This window comes from Streptomyces lusitanus, assembly GCF_042647945.1.
In the GTDB taxonomy this organism is placed as follows: Bacteria; Actinomycetota; Actinomycetes; order Streptomycetales; family Streptomycetaceae; genus Streptomyces; species Streptomyces pseudogriseolus.
The window spans coordinates 1-19,426 of sequence record NZ_JBHRWL010000033.1 but is presented as its reverse complement, the minus strand read 5'-3'; the positions used below and the strand labels follow the sequence as shown (position 1 = coordinate 19,426).

The 19,426-nt window shown below is 69.0% G+C and carries 16 protein-coding genes; 8 read left to right on the top strand and 8 right to left on the bottom strand.

Features of this window, described 5'->3' with window-relative positions; genetic code table 11:
* Positions 1-51: 51 nt before the first annotated feature.
* Together ACFOSY_RS31905 and ACFOSY_RS31900 are read right to left on the bottom strand one after the other, a co-directional pair.
* Positions 52-954, bottom strand: a complete 903-nt coding sequence (locus tag ACFOSY_RS31905; RefSeq protein WP_394313704.1) for a hypothetical protein — start codon at positions 952-954, stop codon at positions 52-54.
* 126 nt (positions 955-1,080) lie between these two features.
* Positions 1,081-1,920: an SURF1 family protein gene (locus tag ACFOSY_RS31900; RefSeq protein ID WP_394313702.1), complete on the bottom strand. Its 840-nt coding sequence runs from the start codon at positions 1,918-1,920 to the stop codon at positions 1,081-1,083.
* 233 nt (positions 1,921-2,153) lie between these two features.
* Between ACFOSY_RS31900 and ACFOSY_RS31895 the strand changes: the two genes are divergently transcribed.
* A complete protein-coding gene (locus tag ACFOSY_RS31895; RefSeq protein WP_394313699.1) occupies positions 2,154-4,001 on the top strand; it encodes a S9 family peptidase in 1,848 nt (615 codons plus the stop codon).
* A 506-nt stretch (positions 4,002-4,507) separates the two neighbouring features.
* Here ACFOSY_RS31895 and ACFOSY_RS31890 read toward each other — a convergent pair.
* Entirely contained in the window at positions 4,508-6,397 is a 1,890-nt protein-coding gene (locus ACFOSY_RS31890) for an NAD-binding protein (RefSeq protein WP_394314480.1), read from the bottom strand.
* Between the two features lie 727 nt (positions 6,398-7,124).
* On the opposite strand from ACFOSY_RS31890, the gene ACFOSY_RS31885 reads away from it, so the two are divergent.
* Positions 7,125-8,330, top strand: coding sequence for a cation:proton antiporter (locus ACFOSY_RS31885; protein ID WP_394313697.1), 1,206 nt, complete (start codon positions 7,125-7,127; stop codon positions 8,328-8,330).
* 3 nt (positions 8,331-8,333) lie between these two features.
* On the opposite strand, the gene ACFOSY_RS31880 is transcribed toward ACFOSY_RS31885, so the two are convergent.
* From ACFOSY_RS31880 to ACFOSY_RS31870, 3 genes are all read right to left on the bottom strand, one after another.
* Complete coding sequence (locus ACFOSY_RS31880) at positions 8,334-8,828, bottom strand: cation:proton antiporter regulatory subunit (protein WP_394313694.1); 495 nt, start codon at positions 8,826-8,828, stop codon at positions 8,334-8,336.
* Positions 8,829-9,047: 219 nt separating this feature from the next.
* Complete coding sequence (locus ACFOSY_RS31875) at positions 9,048-10,220, bottom strand: serine hydrolase domain-containing protein (protein ID WP_394314478.1); 1,173 nt, start codon at positions 10,218-10,220, stop codon at positions 9,048-9,050.
* A gap of 71 nt (positions 10,221-10,291) precedes the next feature.
* A complete protein-coding gene (locus tag ACFOSY_RS31870; protein WP_394313692.1) occupies positions 10,292-11,635 on the bottom strand; it encodes a transcriptional regulator in 1,344 nt (447 codons plus the stop codon).
* A 255-nt stretch (positions 11,636-11,890) separates the two neighbouring features.
* Here ACFOSY_RS31870 and ACFOSY_RS31865 point away from each other — a divergent pair, with 255 nt between their 5' ends.
* From ACFOSY_RS31865 to ACFOSY_RS31850, 4 genes are all read left to right on the top strand, one after another.
* Complete coding sequence (locus tag ACFOSY_RS31865; protein ID WP_394313690.1) at positions 11,891-12,382, top strand: ATP-binding protein; 492 nt, start codon at positions 11,891-11,893, stop codon at positions 12,380-12,382.
* Between the two features lie 280 nt (positions 12,383-12,662).
* Positions 12,663-12,830: a hypothetical protein gene (locus ACFOSY_RS31860; protein WP_394313688.1), complete on the top strand. Its 168-nt coding sequence runs from the start codon at positions 12,663-12,665 to the stop codon at positions 12,828-12,830.
* A gap of 88 nt (positions 12,831-12,918) precedes the next feature.
* Complete coding sequence (locus ACFOSY_RS31855) at positions 12,919-14,115, top strand: JmjC domain-containing protein (RefSeq protein WP_394313686.1); 1,197 nt, start codon at positions 12,919-12,921, stop codon at positions 14,113-14,115.
* Positions 14,049-14,906 (top strand): aldo/keto reductase, encoded by an 858-nt coding sequence (locus ACFOSY_RS31850; RefSeq protein ID WP_394313683.1) that lies wholly within the window; start codon positions 14,049-14,051, stop codon positions 14,904-14,906. The genes ACFOSY_RS31855 and ACFOSY_RS31850 overlap by 67 nt, the downstream gene beginning before the upstream one ends.
* On the opposite strand, the gene ACFOSY_RS31845 is transcribed toward ACFOSY_RS31850, so the two are convergent.
* Together ACFOSY_RS31845 and ACFOSY_RS31840 are read right to left on the bottom strand one after the other, a co-directional pair.
* Complete coding sequence (locus tag ACFOSY_RS31845) at positions 14,894-15,751, bottom strand: hypothetical protein (protein ID WP_394313681.1); 858 nt, start codon at positions 15,749-15,751, stop codon at positions 14,894-14,896. The genes ACFOSY_RS31850 and ACFOSY_RS31845 overlap by 13 nt on opposite strands.
* Before the next feature lie 488 nt (positions 15,752-16,239).
* Positions 16,240-16,569, bottom strand: coding sequence for a hypothetical protein (locus ACFOSY_RS31840; protein WP_394313678.1), 330 nt, complete (start codon positions 16,567-16,569; stop codon positions 16,240-16,242).
* 773 nt (positions 16,570-17,342) lie between these two features.
* Between ACFOSY_RS31840 and ACFOSY_RS31835 the strand changes: the two genes are divergently transcribed.
* Both ACFOSY_RS31835 and ACFOSY_RS31830 read left to right on the top strand, forming a co-directional pair.
* Positions 17,343-18,482, top strand: a complete 1,140-nt coding sequence (locus ACFOSY_RS31835; protein WP_394313676.1) for a DUF262 domain-containing protein — start codon at positions 17,343-17,345, stop codon at positions 18,480-18,482.
* A 7-nt stretch (positions 18,483-18,489) separates the two neighbouring features.
* Positions 18,490-19,212 (top strand): HEPN domain-containing protein, encoded by a 723-nt coding sequence (locus ACFOSY_RS31830; RefSeq protein WP_394313673.1) that lies wholly within the window; start codon positions 18,490-18,492, stop codon positions 19,210-19,212.
* Positions 19,213-19,426 lie beyond the last annotated feature (214 nt).

Genomic DNA, 19,426 nt, shown 5'->3' with positions numbered 1-19,426 from the left:
GGTGCGTGCCGTCCGCCGGTCGGATACGCATCCGGCCGCCGGAGTTCAGGGTCAGGACAGGGAGTCCTGGCGGGCCTGCCGCAGGGCGTGCAGGCGCATCTTCCGGTAGGTGTCCCACTGGTCCGCGTAGGGCTTCAGGGTCCTGGCCCGGTACTCGCGCTCCAGCTCGCGGACCGCCGTGCCCAGGGAGGACTCGCCGGCGCAGGTCGCCTCGGTGACGGCGAGCTTCCTGTCGAAGGCGTCGGCCTCGGCGTCGGGCATCCGCTCGACGGCCGCCGCCCTCCGCTGCCGGAGGTCGTCGGGGCTGTCGAAGGGCCGCCCCGCGCTCCTCATGCAGGCGGCCCACCGCCCGAGCGCGTGCGTGAAACGCCGGTCCCGCTTGAGGTCCTGGGCGTACAGGGGGAGCACGCTCTCCACGGTCCGGCGGGCGGTGTACCAGGTCTCGGCGTCACCGTAGAGCGCGGCGCGTGCCTCGTTGACGCATCCGCCGCGCGGGGTCTCCACCGTGCCGAGCGGCCCGGGCAGGTCGACCCTCATCAGGTCGTGGTGGTCGCCGTCGAGAGCGCGCGTGTACCGGGCGCGCTCCTCCCGGGGGAGCCGGTTCTGGTACCGGACGGTCCGGTGGGCGGTCCTGATCCTCTCGGCGCGCCTTTCGAACCCGCGCCCGTATCCGTAGGTCCGGGCCCACCGCACGGACTCGACGACGTAGTTGCCCGACTTCCGCTCGTCGACGCCGGGCACCGGGAACTCCCAGTAGGGGAGCCCGTGGTCCTTCATGCAGGCCGCGACGAGCTTCTGCTCGGCCCGCTCGATCTCGACGGCTTCCTCGCTGGTCAGGTCGCGTACCGTCGCTCCGGCGACGGCCTCCCACGGTCGCGGTTCCGGTTCCTCGGCGCATCCTGCGAGCAGGAGCGAAACCGTCAGCGTGAGCGTGACCCCGTACTTCCGCCTCACCGATGTGCACCCTTCCCCGTTCCGGCCGGCGGCTCGGGACGGGAGGTGTCTCCCCTCCGCCCGGCCCCTGACGGAACCTATGGGTGCGGTGGTCCGCGCACTGTGTCGTGCGTGCGGGAAGGTTGGTCAGTTGTGCACGCGGCTGGGCACGGGGCCCGGAGCGGCCTCCGCCCCCGCCTCGTCCGCCTTGTCCGCGTCGTTCGCCTCGTCCGGCAGGATCCCCAGCTCCGCGTCGCGCGCGAGCTCCACCTCGCGGCGGAACAGCCGGAACCACATGAAGATCGCGAAGCCGACGAAGGCGAACCACTCGGCGGTGTAGCCGAGGTTCTGGAACGCCTTCAGGTCGAGGCCGGTGCCGCCGGGCGCGGACGCCGGGACCGCGCGCATCCCTGAGTCGCCGCGGTTCAGCGTGACCCAGGCGTCGTAGACGTCGTACGGGACGAGGTTGATGAGGGACGCGGCGCTGATCGCGGCGGTCTGGCCCTCCGGCAGGCCGCTGCGGGCGCTGACGCCGTTGCTGCCCGGGGTCTCGGAGGCCTGGAGCGCACCGGTCACGGTCACCTCACCGGCGGGCGGCGCGGGCGCCTTCGCCGGGTCGGGCTCGCCGGGCAGCCAGCCGCGTACGACGGGCAGCGCGCGGCCGGTGCCGGTGCGCAGCAGGGTCAGGACGTAGTAGCCGTCCTTGTCGTCGAGCATGCGGCCGGGGACGAGAAGCTGGGTGTCGTACCGGCCGGTCGCGGTGGCCTGTTTGCCGGACGTGGCCTTGGTCACGGGCAGCAGGTCGTCCAGCGGCCGGGGCTTCTCCTTCTTGGCGTCGGCGACCTGCGCCTCCGCCTGGCGGTGGTTGTCCACCCGGTCCTCGAACCGGCCCAGCTGCCAGGACCCCATGAACACGCAGAACGGGATCGAGAGCAGCAGGAAGACGTTGATCGCCCACCAGCGGGGGGTCAGCAGAAACCGGTACACGCCCTCAACGGTACGGGCCCGCGGACGGTTCCCGTCCCGCGGGGGTCGTCTGCGCGGCGGTCCTCTTCGGTCCCCGACGGCGCTCGGCGGGCCGGTGCGAGCGCCTGGTGGCGGGTGGCGCGCGGTGCGTTCGTCACATCGTGTGAGAGGTCCGGTGGAAGTTCCGGAGGAAGTTGTCCACAGGCTGGGGACCGAGGACGCGCGATGCCCGTCCGGACGGGCAGTATGGGGTCATGACTGAGAGCAACGGGTCCGACGCGCCGGACCGGGCGGACCACCAGACCGAGCGAGTGCAGCAGACCGGGGAGATGCCGGACTGGGAGAAGCGCTTCCGCGCGCCCCGGGTGTCCCTCCCCGACTGGGCGGAGGACGCCCCCGACCGTTCCCTGTTCGTGTCGAACGCGACAGGGACGTACGAGCTGTACGCCTGGGACCGGGCGACCGGTGAGCAGCGCCAGGTGACGGACCGGGCGAACGGCACGACGGACGGGGTGCTCTCGCCGGACGGCGAGTGGATCTGGTGGTTCGACGACAAGGACGGCGACGAGTTCGGCGTCTGGCGCCGGCAGCGGTTCTCCGGCGGCGAGGACGAGCTGGCCGCCCCGGGCCTGGACCCGTCGTACCCGGCGGGCCTCGCGCTGGGCCGCGACGGCCGCACGGCGGTCGTCGGGCGCTCCACCGACGAGGACGGTACGACGATCCACCTGGTGCGCACGGGCGAGGCGCCGGTGGAGCTGTACCGGCACCGGGAGTCGGCGGGCGTCGGCGACCTCTCCCACGACGGTTCGCTGATCGCCGTGGAGCACACGGAGCACGGGGACGCGATGCACTCCGCGCTGCGGGTGATGCGCCCCGACGGCTCGACGGTCGCCGAGCTGGACGACACCCGCGGCGGCACCGAGGAGCTGGGCCTGGAGGTGCTGGGCTTCGCGCCCGTGGCGGGCGACACCCGGCTGCTCATCGGCCACCAGAGGCGCGGTCGCTGGGAGCCCCTGGTGTGGGACGTGGCGACGGGCGAGGAGACCGACCTGGAGCTCGACCTGCCCGGCGACGTGAGCGCCGAGTGGTACCCGGACGGCAGCGCCCTTCTCATCGCCCACGGCTTCGAGGCGCGCGGCGAGCTGTTCCGCTACGACCTGGCCGGGCGCCGGCTGGAGAAGATCCCCACGCCGCGCGGCGCGGTCTCCGGCGCGACGGCCCGGCCCGACGGCAGCGTGGAGTACCTGTGGTCGTCGGCCGCGCAGCCGCCGGCGGTCCGCTCCACGTCCGGCGGTGTGGTCCTGGACCCGCCCGGCATGAAGTCGCCCGGTTCGGTGCCGGTGGAGGACGTGTGGGTGGAGGGTCCGGGCGGCCGTATCCACGCGCTCGTGCAGAAGCCGGCCGGCGCGACCGGTCCGCTGCCGACCGTCTTCGACATCCACGGCGGTCCCACGTGGCACGACAGCGACTCCTTCGCGGCCGGCCCGGCCGCCTGGGTCGACCACGGCTACGCGGTGGTCCGCGTCAACTACCGCGGCTCCACCGGGTACGGCCGCGCCTGGACGGACGCCCTGAAGCACCGGGTGGGCCTGATCGAGCTGGAGGACATCGATGCGGTCCGCGAGTGGGCCGTCTCCTCCGGCCTGGCCGACCCCGGCCGGCTGATCCTCACCGGCGGCTCCTGGGGCGGCTATCTGACGCTGCTGGGCCTCGGCACGCAGCCGGACCACTGGGCGCTGGGCATCGCGGCGGTCCCGGTCGCCGACTACGTCACGGCGTACCACGACGAGATGGAAGCGCTGAAGGCGATGGACCGCACCCTGCTGGGCGGCACGCCCGAGGAGGTCCCCGAGCGCTTCGAGGCGTCGTCCCCGATCACCTACGTCGACCAGGTCAAGGCGCCGGTCTACATCTCGGCGGGGGTGAACGACCCGCGCTGCCCGATCCAGCAGATCGAGAACTACGTGAAGCGGCTGGAGTCCCGCGCCGCGGTCCACGAGGTCTACCGCTACGACGCGGGCCACGGCTCGCTGGTGGTCGACGAACGGATCAAGCAGGTTCGCCTGGAGCTCGATTTCGCGGCGCGGCATCTGCCGAAGTGACGGGGCGTCCGCGCGCCGGGGGAGAGGCCGGGGGTGTCGCTCGGCGCGCGGGTGGGCTTCGGGGGTGGGGCTGCCTCCCCTGGCTGCCCCCCCCGCCACCCCGGTGGCCGTACGGAGGTGGGGCGCGGGCCCGCTGAGGGGTGCCGCCTCGCGCCCACCTGTGCCGCCCCAGCGGCACGGATGCCCGCAGGCAGCAGGCGCCTCAAGGGGCGCGGGGAACTGCGCGACCAGCCACGATGTGCCTGCACCCGGCGTGCGACAGTCCCCGGCAAAACCTGTCCACGGTGGCCCGGGCCCACCGAGGAGGCCGGGGTCACCCCCGGTGCGTCGGGGAGGGCAACTCACCCCGGTCCGCTGGTCCGCCGGGGGTGGCCCGGCCTACCCCGGTCCACCGGGAGAGCCCAACTCACCGCGTCTGCGGGGGCGCCTCGGCCCACCCCGGCCCACCTGGGGCACCCCGGCCCACCCCAGTCCAACGGGAGAGCCCGGCCCCCCCGGGGCCGGAATCATCGCGGAGTCCGCGTCCGCCTTCCCAGCAGCTCCGCCAGCCCCCGGCGGGTGGCCGCCAGGACCACCCGGTCGCCGGCTTGCAGGACGTACGTGTCCGGCAGGTCCCACACCAGGCCGGATCCCGGCGGTTCGGCCCCGGCCCCGGCCCCGGCGCCGGAGCCGCGGGCCGCCGTGTCCAGGGCCAGCACCCGCCAGGCGCCCGGCCGGAACGCCTCCGCGACCGTGCGCCCCTCCAGCTGCGGATGCCCGTCGACGACGACCGCCGCGAACAGCAGCACCCGCCGCTCCACGGGGATCGCGCCCAGGATCTGCCGCCCCATCATCGCCCCGGCGAAGGCGGGCGCGGCCAGGTGGGACACGCTCCGGCTCCGGGTCAGGGCGGCCGGGTGCGCGGTGCGCAGCGTCCGGTACACGGCCTTGGCGAAGTCGTCGTCGTACAGCCGCAGCACCGCCCGCAGGTCGGGGCGTAGCGACCGGGCGTAGAGGACGGCCTCCAGGTTGGTGGTGTCGACGCTGGTCAGCGCGAGCAGCGCGTCCGCGCGGTGGATCTTCGCCGACTCCAGGACGCCCTCCTGCGTGACGTCCCCGACCACGACCGGCACCCGTAACCGCCGGGCGACGGCCATGCCCCGGGCCTCCGGGTCGCCCTCGACGCACACCACGGGGATGTGCAGTTCGCGCAGCCGGGTCAGCACCCGGGTGCCGATCTTGCCGAGCCCCAGCAGCACCACGTGCCCGCTCAGTCCGCGCGGCGGCTTCCGCAGCGCGGACGCCGTGCGGAAGGTGCCCAGCGCCTCCAGCACCGCGGCCAGCAGCACCGGCAGCAGCAGCAACCCGACAAGACCGGACAGCAGTTGCAGCACCTGCTGCCCGGCCGGAGCCTCGACGGCGGGCTCGTTGATGGCGAACAGGTCCAGCAGCGTGACGTAGATGGCGTGCAACGGAGGGTCGTCGGTCACCAGGATCAGCGCGACCGCGAGCGCGACCACCGCGGCCACCAAACCCGCCAGTGACCAGCGCAGCCGTGCCGAGAACAGCGAGGCGAACGGCATCACCCCGGCCCGCCGGGCCGTCAGCGGGGGACCGGAGTAGGACACCTGCTCCAGCACCACCGTGCCGCGCCCGGTCGCCGCCGCCACCGCCTCCGCGTCCGGCAGCAGTTGGGGACCCTGGTCGCCGCTGTCCTCCGAGCCCTCGACGCCCCCGGGGTCGTTGCTGGTCGCGGACAGCAGCGCCAGTGTGCACAGGCCCGGGTCGGCCACCTCGCCGGGCCGCGGCGGCCGGCGCTCCACCGCACGCAGCAGCAGGCCTTCCGCGTCGACGACCTTGCTGGTGCCGACGAGGGCGGAGGCGACCAGGGCGGGCGCGGTGGTGTCGGCGTCGGACAGGACGGTGGTCGCGATGTCGGTGCCGTGGCCGCCGCGGCCCGCACTCGGGTCACCGGCCAAGCCGGCGGCCTGGTCGAGGAGTTCCTCGATGTGCTGGCCGAGCCGCCGGTTGTAGAGCCGCAGCACCAGACGCAGCCGGGGGTTGAGCCGGCGGGCGGTCAGCGCGGCGCGGATGTTGGTCTCGTCGTCGTCGTAGACGAGGGCGAGCGCGGCGGCCCGGTCGACGCCGGCGTCGGCGAGCACGGCCTCCGTGGCATCGGCGGCCTCCATCACCCGTTCGCCGGGGACGAGGGTGTCGTCGGAGCCGCCGGCGCCGCGGTTGACAGCGGTCACCATCCGGCCGAACAGCGCGGCCGACGCGGCCCGGGCGCGTCCGGCCATCGGCTGGGGCGGGATGCGCGCCGAGGGCGGCACGACGAGGACCACCTGTTCCCGGTACACGCTCCGCAGCTCGGAGGCGAGCCGGTGCGCCAGCCCGTCGTCCCCGCACACCACCATGTGGGCGGACGGGTCGCTGGGCGGGGCGGGGTTGGGAAGGAGGCTCACCACAGGGCAGAAGACTGCCGGATCATGGGCCGTGGTTCCAGGGCGGCCGGTCCGACGGGGGCCGGTCGAGGCCGCATCGCGGCCGGATCGCGGCTCGGTCGCGGCTCGGTCGCGGCCCGATCGTGGTCCGATCGCGGTCCGGTCGCGGTCCGGTCGTGGTCCCCGAGGTTTACGCACCTCGTACATGTATGCGACATACACGAAATTTGTCGTACGGTAAACTTTACCGTGCCTTGGCACTCTGCTGAGCTGCCGCACACTCGGTCCGCGCGAAGCGAGGCGGACCCGGATGCGAGGGGGGACGTGACATGAATCGACGCGCAGTACGACGTGACACGAACCGGCCCGTGCGCATCGACATCACCCCCCGCGACAGCGTCCCCGAACCCGGCGCCACAGTCTCCGGCGCCTGACCCGCCGCCCCTCCGCACGGGGCGCGGCACCCCGCACCGCACGCCATGGCCCGCTCTCCGAGCCCGGGCCTCAAGGCGTAGCGCCGTACGCGGCACCGTACGCGGACCAGGACCACCCGCCGCCACCCTCACCGCACGTGCGGATCCCGCGCGCGACCCGGCGCGACCATCACACGCCCGGGCGCCCCGCTGTCCGCCGCCACCCCCACCACGCCTCTCCAGGCACTGACGCCGCCGTCACCGACCCACCCGGAGGACCGACGCCCGTGCACAACACCGCCACCATGCTCATCGAACTGGGCGCGATCATCCTCGCCCTGGGCCTGCTGGGCCGCCTCGCCGGACGGGTGGGCTTCTCGCCCGTCCCGCTCTACCTGCTGGGCGGACTCGCCTTCGGCACAGGCGGCATCCTGCCGCTGCGGGCCGTCGAGGAGTTCACCGCCGTCGGCGCCGAGATCGGCGTCGTCCTGCTGCTGCTCATGCTGGGCCTGGAGTACAGCGCGTCCGAGCTGGTCACCAACCTGAGGACGCAATACCCGTCGGGGGCGGTGGACTTCGTCCTCAACGCGGTGCCGGGCGCCGTGGCGGCGTTCGTCCTGGGCTGGGGACCGGTCGCGGCGGTCGCGCTGGCCGGAGTCACCTGGATCTCGTCCTCCGGGGTGATCGCGAAGGTCCTCGGCGACCTGCGCCGGCTGGGCAACCGCGAGACACCGGTGGTGCTCGGCATCCTCGTGATCGAGGACCTGGCGATGGCGGTCTACCTGCCGATCCTCACCGCGGTGCTGGCGGGCGCGGGCCTGGCGGGCGGCTCGGTCACCCTGCTGATCGCGCTCGGCACCGTCGGCGCGGTGCTCTACCTGGCGCTGCGTCACGGACGCCTGATCAGCCGCGCGGTGTCCTCGGACAACGCGGAGATGCTGCTGCTGGTCGTGCTGGGCCTGACGCTCCTCGTGGCGGGCCTCGCTCAGGAACTCCAGGTGTCGGCGGCGGTCGGCGCGTTCCTGGTGGGCATCGCCCTGTCCGGAGAGGTCGCCGAGGGCGCGAGCAACCTGCTCACGCCGCTCCGGGACCTGTTCGCCGCGGTCTTCTTCGTCTTCTTCGGCCTGTCCACGGACCCGGCCGACATCCCGCCGGTCCTGGTCCCGGCGCTGCTGCTGGCGATCGTCACCACGTGCACGAAGGTCGCGACGGGCTGGTACGCGGCCCGACGCGCGGGCATCAAGGGCGGAGGCCGCTGGAGGGCGGGCGGCACGCTCGTGGCACGCGGCGAGTTCTCGATCGTCATCGCGGGCCTCGCGGTCGGCGTGGAGCCCCGCATCGGCCCGCTGGCCACGGCGTACGTGCTGATCCTGGTCGTCGCCGGCCCGCTGACGGCCCGCTGGACGGAGCCGCTGGCCCGACGGCTCACGGGCGGCCGCCCGAAGACGCCGCCGCAACCGGAGCGGGCGACGCCGGAACCGGCACAGGTCTGAGGACTACGGGCCGGTCCGCCCGAGGATGCCGGCGGCGACACCGACACCCTCACGCGTGCCGATGACGATGAGGGTGTCACCACCGGCCAGCCGGAAGCCGGGCCCGGGGGAGGGAATCGCCTCGGCACGGCGCAGCACGGCGACGACGGACACCCCGGTCTCGGTACGCATCCGGGTGTCCCCGAGCACGCGTCCGTCCCACGGGGAGGCCGAGGGCACCTCGATCCGCTCGGCGACCAGCCCCAGCTCGGCCGTCGAGAGCAGGTTGGGGGTGTGGTGCGAGGGCAGCAACGCGGAGACGACGGCGGCGGCCTCGTCGGCGTCCAGCTCCAGGGACACAGCGGTGTCATCGCAGTGATCCCCGCGGTAGACGCTCAACGTCCGGGAACCGTCAGGACGGGCGACCACGGCCACCCGCCGCCGCTCCCGCGTGACAAGGTCGTACCGCACCCCACCCCCGGGCAACGGAGTACGCCCCACCCGCCCGACACCGCCCATGCCAGTTCCCCCTGCACCGCCTCGACAGCCGCACGGTACGGCCCACGACCGACGGCACCTTACGGGACGGGGGCGGGGGCATCTATGCCTGTGTTCGCAGGCCGCTACCACGACGAGCAGCGCATGCACGTCGGATAGCCGCGAGCTGCGGGCGTCACGGAGTAGGGCGCCGAGCAGGGCCATCCGTACGACGAGGTTGCGGCGGCCGACCTGTGACTGCTAAGTCAGCGACTTCCGCACCGCGTCGACCAGCGAGGCAGCACGCGCGTCCTCGCCGCCACCGATGACGAGGTTCATCGTGTAGGAGAACGTAACGCCGTGTTCCGGATCGGCGAAGGCCAGTGATCCTCCTCGTCCAGTGTGGCCGAAAGAGCTTGGCCCGATCAACGGGTTGTTCTCGGTGGACAGCATGTACCCGGCGCTGAAGCGGCTGGGGATCAGCATGACCTGGTCCTTTCCGCTGACCTCCTCCTGGGTCGCCAACGCCAGGGCGACCGGGGAGAGCAGGCGCACGCCGTCCACCTCACCGATCAGCGCTGCGTACATGCGGGCGAGAGCGCGTGCGGTGCCGATGCCGTTGGAGGCCGGGAGTTCCGCGGCCTGGACCTCCGGTGAGTCGAAGTCGATCTCGGGCGGGTCGGTGACGGCGTACGCCCGGTTGCTGAACGAGTTCGGGTCCCGCCAAGCGGCGACCTGCTCGCGGAGTTCCTCGGGGACCGACTCGGTGGGCACGGTGGTGAGGTCGACGGCCGGTCGCTGGTGCACCATGCGGCTGACTCGGTCCCCTTCGCCGGCGGGCAGGCCGATGAAGAAGTCCAAGCCCAGTGGGGCCGCGATTTCGTCGGCGAAGAAGCGGCCGGGTGAGCGGCCGGACACCCGGCGGATCACCTCGCCGACCAGCCAGCCCCAGGTACGGCCGTGATATCCGTGCGCTGTGCCCGGAGTCCAGAGGGGGCGCTGGGCGGCCAATGCTGCCGCCATCGGATGCCAGGCCAGCGCGTCTTGCAAGGGCACCGGCTGATCCAGCGCGACCAGGCCGGCCTGGTGGGACAGGAGCCAGCGCATGGGGATGTCAGCCTTGCCGTTCGCGGCGAACTCCGGCCAGTACTTCGCGACGGGCGCGTCCAGGTCGAGAGCACCGCGCTCGGCCAGCATGTGCGCCATCGTCGCGGTCGCGCCTTTGGTCGCCGAGTAGACCAGCTGCAGCGTGTCCCGCGTCCAGGGACGACCGGTTCCGGTGTCGGCAACGCCACCCCACAGGTCAACCACCGGCCGGCCGTCCCGGTACACGCACACCGCCGCGCCGAGGTCTCCGTGCCGGACGAAGTTCTCCATGAACGCCGCGCGGACCGGCTCGAACCCGGGGGCAACCTCACCATGGATGGTCGTCATGCCGGCCATCCTGGCAGTCCCGTCGCCCACTTCACGAGACGGGCTCGTCCCATGCGCTCAGTCGGTAGCGTTCAAACGGCGACGGACAGTTCCCGCAGGCGCTCGCGGAACTCGCGGACGGGAGATACGGACTTGTGCGGCTCCAGCCGTGTGGAGAACTCCTTGAGGCGGTCCAAGGCGCGTATGGAGCTGACGCTGTCCTCCAGGAGCCCCGCGCCGTAGTTCGCGGCGTCCAACGCACCCTCCAGGTCGCCGCCGGCGAGCCGCGCCTCAGCGAGGCGGCTGGACCGTACCGCCTTGTCCCGAGGGGCGGCTCTCGTCACGGAGGTCTCCAGGGAGCTTGTCGCGCGTTCCACCTGTCCTGTACGCAGCAGGACCTTGCCTTCGGTCGACCGCAGTTGTGCCTCGCCGAACCAGTTGAGCCAGTCGGGGGTGTCGTCCGACGCCTGCCGCTCCCACAGAGAAGTGGCGCGGTTGAGGGCGGTGCCTGCCTCGCTGTGGTCGCCGTCGCGTGAGAGAGCCTCTGCCTTGTGCAGGTAGAGGAAGGACTGGGTGCAGGGCGACAGAGAGCGTGGCGCGTTGTCGATGGCGGTCGAGATGAGGTTGACACGCTCGGCGGTTCGCCCGGCCTCGGAGACGTGCACCCCCATCTCCGCGAGGATGAAAGCGCCGAAGGCGTCGTCGCCGGCGGTGCGGGCGCTGCGCAGGGCGCCGACGTAATAGCGCTGCCCTGCGGATCGTAGGCCGGCGTCGTAGGCCATCCAGCCGGTCAGGTGTGACACACGCGCCGCCAGCGCGTACAGCCGGAGCCTGACTGCGTCGGTGCAGCGGCCACCTTCGAGGAGACCGCTGACCAGAGCAAGATCGCCTCGTGCCTGTTCCAGCAGTCGAGCGCCGCCAAGCTGGTCGTCGAGCGTGCGGAGAGTGCTGATGCGCTGCTCGATCGTCGAGATCATCGTGTCTGTGACCCGGTCACCGTTGAGCGCCGCGGCCATGGCGGAGGGCGCGTCCGCCCAGCTTGCCGCGAGACCGGTCAGGGCGGCGCCAGTGATGGTGAGGAAGCTTCTGCGATCCATCCGTCCACTTCCCACCAGGTCGGACAACGCCTCGACGGTACCGGCCTCAGTCCAGGGAGCGGTGAGCCCGGTCACCTCCCAGACGGGCAGCCAGCGGGGCCATGCCTCCGCACGTGCCTGCTCGTGAGGGACGCCCAGCAGGTCGGCGAGGACGCGTTGGGCGTCCGCGTCCGGCTCCTGGCCTTGTGCCCACTTCCATACGGTCGTCCGGTTGGTCGCGAGCGGGATACCGAGCTTCCGCCCGTGATCCTGCATGAGTCGGGCGAATTCGGCCTTGCCCCATCCACGCGTCTGGAGGAGAAAGGTCAGCGGGTGGACTGCTAACAGCTCGGTAGGCACGTCATCACTCCCGTCGTCCTCTCCGTGCGTAGTTGGAAGGCTACTTCGCGTGGCCGAGTGCGGGGGAGGGCGTCGTCCCCAGGAGGAACCCCCTAGAAACGTTCCGGAGCGCCCGACAACGCCGTTGACTGAGTATCAGCCGCCGGCGAGCGAACTCAGGTGAACGCTTGCGGAGCGGTTCCTCAGATCGGCGGCTCCATTCCCGTGCCCCCGTCCGGGATGGAGCCGCTCTCCAGCTCTTCGGAGGCGTCCGCCATGCCCACGCTCGAAGTCCATCGGTTCGTCCTCGCCGGTATCGAAGCCGAGGTGCCCCTGGCTCGGCGCGAAATCATCGACAAGGTACGCGCTTGGAGCGTGCCGCTGGACGAGGAGACTGCCGACGCCATCCGACTCGTCGCCTCTGAGCTCATCACCAACGCCGTGGTCCACGGGGCTGGGCCGATCACCGTCACCTTGTCCAACCGACCCGGTCGCTTGGTGATCGATGTCCTCGACGGCGACCCATCGGTTCCGCGGACCGGGTGTGCCCAAGCGGATGACGAGAACGGGCGCGGCCTGGAACTGGTCCGGCTACTCGCGGCGCACTGTGCCTGGGAGCCCGTCGGCCCCGGTAAGCGGGTGTGGGCCGAGATGCCGCTGCCCAAGGTGGCGGAGGCGAGCACTGGTGTTGGTCCGCGCGGCTTCGCGATGAGGGCCAAGCGCCGGGTCGGAGCCGAGCCCGCGTCGTCGGCTTTGACAGTCGGGTGACGAGGAAGCATGCGGCACGAGTGGCCCGTCTCCCGACCGCGACTGGTTTCCGCGTGCCTGTACGAGCTGGGCCGGCGCGTCCTGGAAGCCGACGTGGGTCAGGACGCGGCCGCCCTGCCGACGAGTGGCCGTTCGGCGTGGCCGTAGACGCAGGGCACGCAGCTCACCGTGCCACCCGATGACCGTCGCCTCACGGTCACCCAGCTCTCGCACGGCCGTGAGGCCGCCATGACCTCCCGCCGGAACCCCGGCGAGAGACCCGAAGAGGAAGGAGTACGAGGTGGAAGAGCGCACGACACCACCTCCGGCCGGTAACGGCCTTCTGATGGCGGTCGAAGAGCTGACCGCCGTCCACGACCGGTACGACAGCCTCCGGTCCGACAACGCCGGAAGTTCCGGCGACGCGCCGTGGCCGGGCGGCGACGGCAACCTGCACGACAGCGAGTAGGCACGCACCAAGCGGCTGGGGTCGGCACGACTGGTCGCGTCGGCCCCGCCGTGTCCGCATCAGGTGACCACCCTCTTGGAGGCACAGCGTGGAACATCAGTTGATCAGTGCGATCGAAACGGCACTCGGGTGGAGCGGAGCCGAGGAGCTGGGCAAGGGCTTCGCACGGGGCGGTCTGGACGACCCCGCGCTCCTCTCCCGCCTTCTGACGCCCAACCGGCTGCTTGACATCGCCATGCGCAGGAGCCTGAACCGTCCGCAATTCCGCTGCTTTCAGAAGGGTGTGGAGGTGCACCCGGCCGTCTACTACACCGACAGCGTCAGCCCTCGGGGTCAGAGCATTCCCATGGTCAACATGCGCAGCCTCGGCAACCTTCTTCGAGATGGCGCGACGCTCATCCTCGACCAGGCCAACGTCTTCGACCCGACGATGGAGGTCGCGTGCCGGGCGTTGCAGTGGTGGGCCCACGAGCGCGTGCAGGTCAACGCGTACCTGACGACGAACGACGCCGCCGGCTTCCCCCTGCACTGGGATGATCACGACGTCGTGATCGTGCAGCTCGCGGGTGAGAAGGAGTGGGAGGTGCGCGCGGCTTCCCGCAAGGTCCCCATGTACCGGGACTCCGACCCCAACAACACCCCGAGCGACGAGATCATCTGGTCCGGCGTGATGAGGACCGGTGACGTCATGCACATCCCCCGAGGCCACTGGCACCAGGCGACCCGGACCGGCAGCGGCTCGGGGAAAAGCCTTCACGTCACGTTCGGCATCACCAAGCGCACCGGCGCCAGCTGGCTCACCTGGCTTGCCGACTGGTGCCGCGAGCGTGAGATCTTCAGGCACGATCTGGACCGCTGGAACATCCTCGACAGCGCGGCTCTGGCCGAGGCCGCCACGGCACTGCTCGGCGAGCGCTCCCCGGCCGACTACCTGGCCGCGTACGAGCAGGAGACGACCTTGCCTCGACATGTGCCGTTCCTCGACATCCTCGGGCCACTCGACGCCGTGGTGTGCACCACCCACTTCCCTCCCCGGATCCAGGAGAGCGGGGAGATCGTCGATGTCATGGCCTCGGGCAAGAAGCTGACGCTCTCGGCCAAGGCCCTGCCGGCGCTGCGTCTGCTGTTGAGCGGTAGGCCGGTCGTGCTGGAACAGGCCGCGGTCGCTGTCGGAGCGGAAGTCGTGGAGGTCGCAGAGATCCTGGTGGAGGAGGAACTGTGCGCGGTACTGACCCCCGAGTTGTCCTCGGGCTACACCGGTCTCGTCACGAACGCCGGCTCCTGACCGGGGCGCTGGATCTGGGCGTCACCGCCCTCGACACCAGCACCAACTACCTCGGCTTTCGCTCGCACCAGGTCCTGGCTCGGACAGCCGGTGATCTGCTGCCGAAGTTCACGGTCTCCACGAAGGTCGGCTACTTCCCGGCGGCCGACGGGGCGGTGCACTCCCTGGATCCCGTGCGGCTGACCGCAGCAGTGGAAAAGGCGGCCAAGGACCTCGGGCGGGAGCCGGACCTGGTGTTCCTGCACAACCCGGAACACTCACTGCGGAAGCCCGTCCCGCACCACAGGGATCTGCTTGCAGCGGCGTGCGCCGTCCTGGCGGACGCCCAGAAGAAGGGGCTGTGCGACGCCTGGGGGGTCGTGTCGTGGGATCCGTCCCCGCTGCTGCGCCTGGTCGACGTGACCGTGCCGAAGCCATCGGTTCTCATGGTGCGCGCCGGCTTGCTGGTTGGCGCCAGAACGCTGGACGCAGCGGACACCCTCATCAATGCGTGGGGTCTGGGTTGTGGCGAAGTCTGGGGGATGAGCCCTTTCGGGGGCAGCACCAGCGCCTCGGTGTGGGACAGGCTGGACCCGCGCCTCTTCCTCCAGGAAGGCGGCAGACTCTCCCGCATCCAGGCAGCATTCAGAGCCGCCTACCACCTTCCGCGGGTCGACTCCATCGCCGTGGGCACCGACGAGCCGACCCACCTGGAGGAGCTCGTCGGAGCCCTGGCGGGCCAGGTGGAGGAGCGGACCGTCCAGGAGTACCGGAAGCTCCTCCGTGACCGCTTGTGTGATCAGCCCGCCTGAAGCTCCTCGATGACCTGCTCGGCCATGCGCCGCGCGCGCTCCAACCGAGGATCCTCCGGATGCGCGTACGGTGCGAGGATCTTCGAGCAGACGAAAAGCGTCATCAGCTTGCCGTCCCGACTCCCGAAGTCCCGCCTACGCTCCTGCCGTACGCGATCGGCCAGGGACGGGACGGCAAGCGAACTCGCCCACAGCGTGGCGGAGTCCAGTCCCTGCGGAGCGTTCCCCCAGTCCTCCCAGTCGAAGAGACTGAACACCGGGGCCGTCACGTTGGCCCAGTTCAGGTCGGCATGGGCCGGAACCCAACGCTGGACGGTCGTATCGAAAGTGTCGGGAAAGACGGCCCGGATGGCGTCGGTGACCAACGCCTGGGTGATGGTCTCGGTGTCGGGTGTGGCGACCCGCCTTGTCCGGTGCGCTGCCAGCGCGTCGAGAGAGGCGTTCAACCCGTCCCACCACTCGTCGGAGAGTTCAGGGGCCTCACTGAGAACGGCGTTTCCGACTGGGGCGGAGACCAGCAGATCAGTCTCGTCGGCCCGCCACATCACCGGTTCGTCTGCGTCCCGCCAGACCACGCATCCCCACCATGCCGGCTGGGCGACGCCATCCAGGCGGGCGGCGCACTCCGCGCCGTTCCATCCTTGGTCACCGATCTTGTCGAGCAAACGCCGCTCGATGCGGACCCAAGTATCGCGGTCGGTCCGTGCTCCTACGGACCGACGCTTGCGCACCACCGTTTCCGGTAGAAGGCGCACCTGCAGAGACCGGGCAACGCGATCCAGAACCTCGTCAACTGGCTGCACACGTAGGTCGACAGCCTGACTCGTGGAGACCGGGAGCGTCATACACGGACCGTAGCAGCGAAGCAGCGCAAGGTGGTCAAACACGATGAATGGCCGCTACGTCGGTTGCAGCCATTACCTTACAGAATGAATCGTATGCACCCGTTTGCTGTGACCGTCAGACGAGGATGAGCAGCGCCCACGTAACGGGAGGTGGCTCGCGCCTCTGCGGCACGGTGTGTGACGGGCGTGCACTGCCGTGCGGATACGGCATTGGGTCTGCTGGACACCCTGTGACGGGTCGTGGGCGCGATGGGTCACGCAGGCAGACGCGCAGACTAAACAGGTGAGGCACCCACTCAATTGAGTAGGTGCCTCACCTGGTACTACGGCGTCGGGGTGGCGGGATTTGAACCCACGACCTCTTCGTCCCGAAGCAACTTGGCTGAGTGCTCTGCACTGGACTGGTGTGGCACTCACCTGCGCTGATGGTCCGCGGACGTCCGCGCCCGTCCGCCGTTGTTCGTGGGCGTTGTCACGCAGTTAGACACTCATGGCTGCGGCGCAGCTTGCTTCGCTGCCGTGTTTCGGGCGTGAGCCTCGCGTCGCAGTCGGCGTTCGTAATCCTCGATCTGGCGAGCTATGGGGATGCTGGTGGCAGTTCGGATCAACCGCTCGTTTTCACGATCCACTAGGAAAGGACCGTTGCCTCCCAACCGAGGGCGCTGTCCGTTCTGACCGTCCCAGACTGCCCCCCAGTAGAAAATCCACCCGAACGGCAAGGACTCCACGCGCAGGATTTGAAGGTCGTACGTGACGTGGCTCCGTACGTCGTCGATCTCGGCAAGCACCAGTCGGCGCGCGTCCTCCTCGGTCAGCATCATCCGATGATGACATGGGGCCTTCACGTGCTGGCCCGCGTACACCCGCTTCAGGAGAGAGGCTGGGTGATCTCGCGCCTGAGCTGCGGCTTCGCCGGCCGAGGAAGCGGGAGGCTACTCGGCCGTAGGGCACCGGTGTTAACCGCGGCTGACCCCTGCATCTGGCACGGTTGTGGCACGAACCTCAGCCGACGACAGTCAGCCACGACGGCGGGTGCGCCGACCGACCAGGCGCGCGTATGCCTCGCTGTACCCCCATCGGCGTTCACCACGCTGCCCGTGTCCGTCGATCAGAGCACGCCACGATGGCTGGCGCGTGATGACGGTGCCTGAGCCTATAACTTTGGGAAGTTGAGTTCTCCGGGCTTAGGCATGGCTGTACCAGTGTCGCAGATCGACTCGGGTGACCTGCGGGTGTCGGCTGCCACACCTGTCGGCGGTGGTCATCGCTGGTCGCCTTTGAGCGTCCTCGGACGGCCCAGAGACGGCCCAGGGACGATCACTCGTTCACGGCCCGGCCTCTCCAGTGGAAGGTGTCGGGTGTCGTGCACTCTGCCACCCGGCTGCTTCTGCCCGCACCACACGAAGAGCGTGTTGGCCTCGCACTCACTCGCTCAAGAAGCCAGCTCCTCCCGTCGAAACCAACGCCTTCGTACACGGCTCCTGCCGGCGTGCCACGTCGCGCGCTGAAGTTCTCAACTCCTACTGCGCTGGCGCCTTTGATGCTCTAGGCTGTTGGCCACTTTTGATGGGACATCAGACGGCAGGGGAGCATGGAGCAGATGGAGTTCGAATCTAGCAGCGGCCGGGATATCGAGGAATCTGAGGCACAACTCGACTCAGAATACGAGGAAGATCCGGTTGGATTCTGGGAAGCCAAGCAGAGAGACCTTCTCACCAGTGTCCTGGACTACAACCTGCGCTCCCTGACGGACTTGGTAAAGAATAAGCAGATTGACCTATCCCCTAACTACCAACGCCGAAACAGGTGGAAGGATGACCGGAAGTCTCAACTGATTGAGTCCTTCTTGATGAACGTGCCGATCCCAAATATTTTCTTGAACGAGGACGCCTACGGGCACTACTCCGTCATTGACGGAAAGCAGCGACTGACAGCTATCAGTGACTTCCTGTTCGGTCGTTTTGCACTTACAGGATTGAAGGTTTTCGGGGAAGCCAATGGCCTGCGGTTCGATGAGTTGCCCACGACGCTTCAAACCATCCTTGAGACGCGCGCAAATCTACGAGCCGTTATCATCCTTCGCCAGTCTGACCCTGATATCAAATATCAGGTTTTCCAGCGCTTGAATACTGGCGGGATTCGACTCAATCCCCAAGAAATCAGAAACAGCGCCTGGCCTGGCAAGCTGAACGATATGATCCTCGAGGAATCCACCTCGAGCGAGTTTCACAAGCTGCTTGGGATCAAAGATCGAAATCGATCTGCCATCTACAGTGAGATGCGCGACGCCGAGTTCGTTTTGCGGTATCTCACATTCCGTGAAAACTGGGCAACTTTCGCTGGCGGAATGGGTCGGAAGCTCGACACCTATATGGCTACGCACCATAATATGCCAGCAGACCAGGTAGAGGACGCTCGCTCACACTTTCGCGCTGCCGTAAGGAAGGCCAGGGCGGCCTTTGGCGAGAATGCCTTCCAGCGATGGTCACCTGAGAAGCAGTCCTGGCGTCGACAGGTACTCGCATCCCTGTACGACGCTGAAATTTTTGCCGTTGACCAGTTCCCCGAAGGGGTATTGCGAGAACGCAGCTCGGACATCGTCTCCGGAGTGCAAGACCTCTTCTCAGACGCAAAATTCCGGCGAGCCGTCGATGCCGCCACCAACACCCCTAGCTATTTCCGTGATCGAATCACCATGATGCGGGATATGATCAGCGAAAAGGTCGGTTGATGCCGCAATGGGGGCGCTGGCTACATTCCATGCTGGGGCGCAAGCTGTTCAAGCGTTGATCTCCCTGGAGTCTGTGTACCCGGATCCACCTGACAGTATCGAAATGCCTAAGGTATCCGCGCTTCGAGGTGCCTGCACGGTGCTTACCGTGGCATCTTTCGAGAAGTTCCTTCGAGACCTCTTCGAGGAGGAACTAGACCGCATTCGGGCGGCAAAAATACCAATGGGGCTACTCCCTAAAAAGCTTCAGGTTGAGGCTTCCTTCGCTTCGCTCGAGCTTGCTATCAAAGGGGACTTCTCAACCAGGGGACTGGACCGTGAACTACGGTTGGCCAACGTGTTGACGGCAGCAAAGCTCTTGGCCAAAGACAGCTTTGAACCTAAGGCCCTAGCTGCAACAAACAGCAATCCCGACTCAGCTTGCGTTAAGCGCATGTTCAAAGCAGTCGGAATGTCCGATATTTTCCGCGCGTGTAGTGATGACTTTACGAAGCATTGGGGACGGCAAGAAGTTTCTGGATTCGCAAGCCAAAAGCTTGATAGCATCCTCGACTCTCGACACCAAGTGGCGCATACAGCCCAGGCTATGCACATTTCCAGGCCTGAACTCAGCTACAACCTGCGGTTCATTGAGGTCCTAACTCGAGTACTTCACATGCGATTGAGTCAATACGTTGATGAGATCATCACTAGCGCTCTGACCCCGACTGTAGATTCCTCCGGCCGTTAGCTATAGGTCGGCGGAGTCTTAATGGTCGAGTCAAGGGCCTCTGATGGGCCGCTGGGTGCTGTCAGGCGTCGGTGTCGGCGGCCTCTTCGAGCAGGTCCATGGCGCTGTTGTGGAAGCGGCGCTCGGCGTCCCGGCATGGGGCGGTGAAGAAGGCTCGTTGGGCTTCGGCAAGATCGCAGTTCAGCAGGCCCATGTTCACGAATACGGCTTCCAC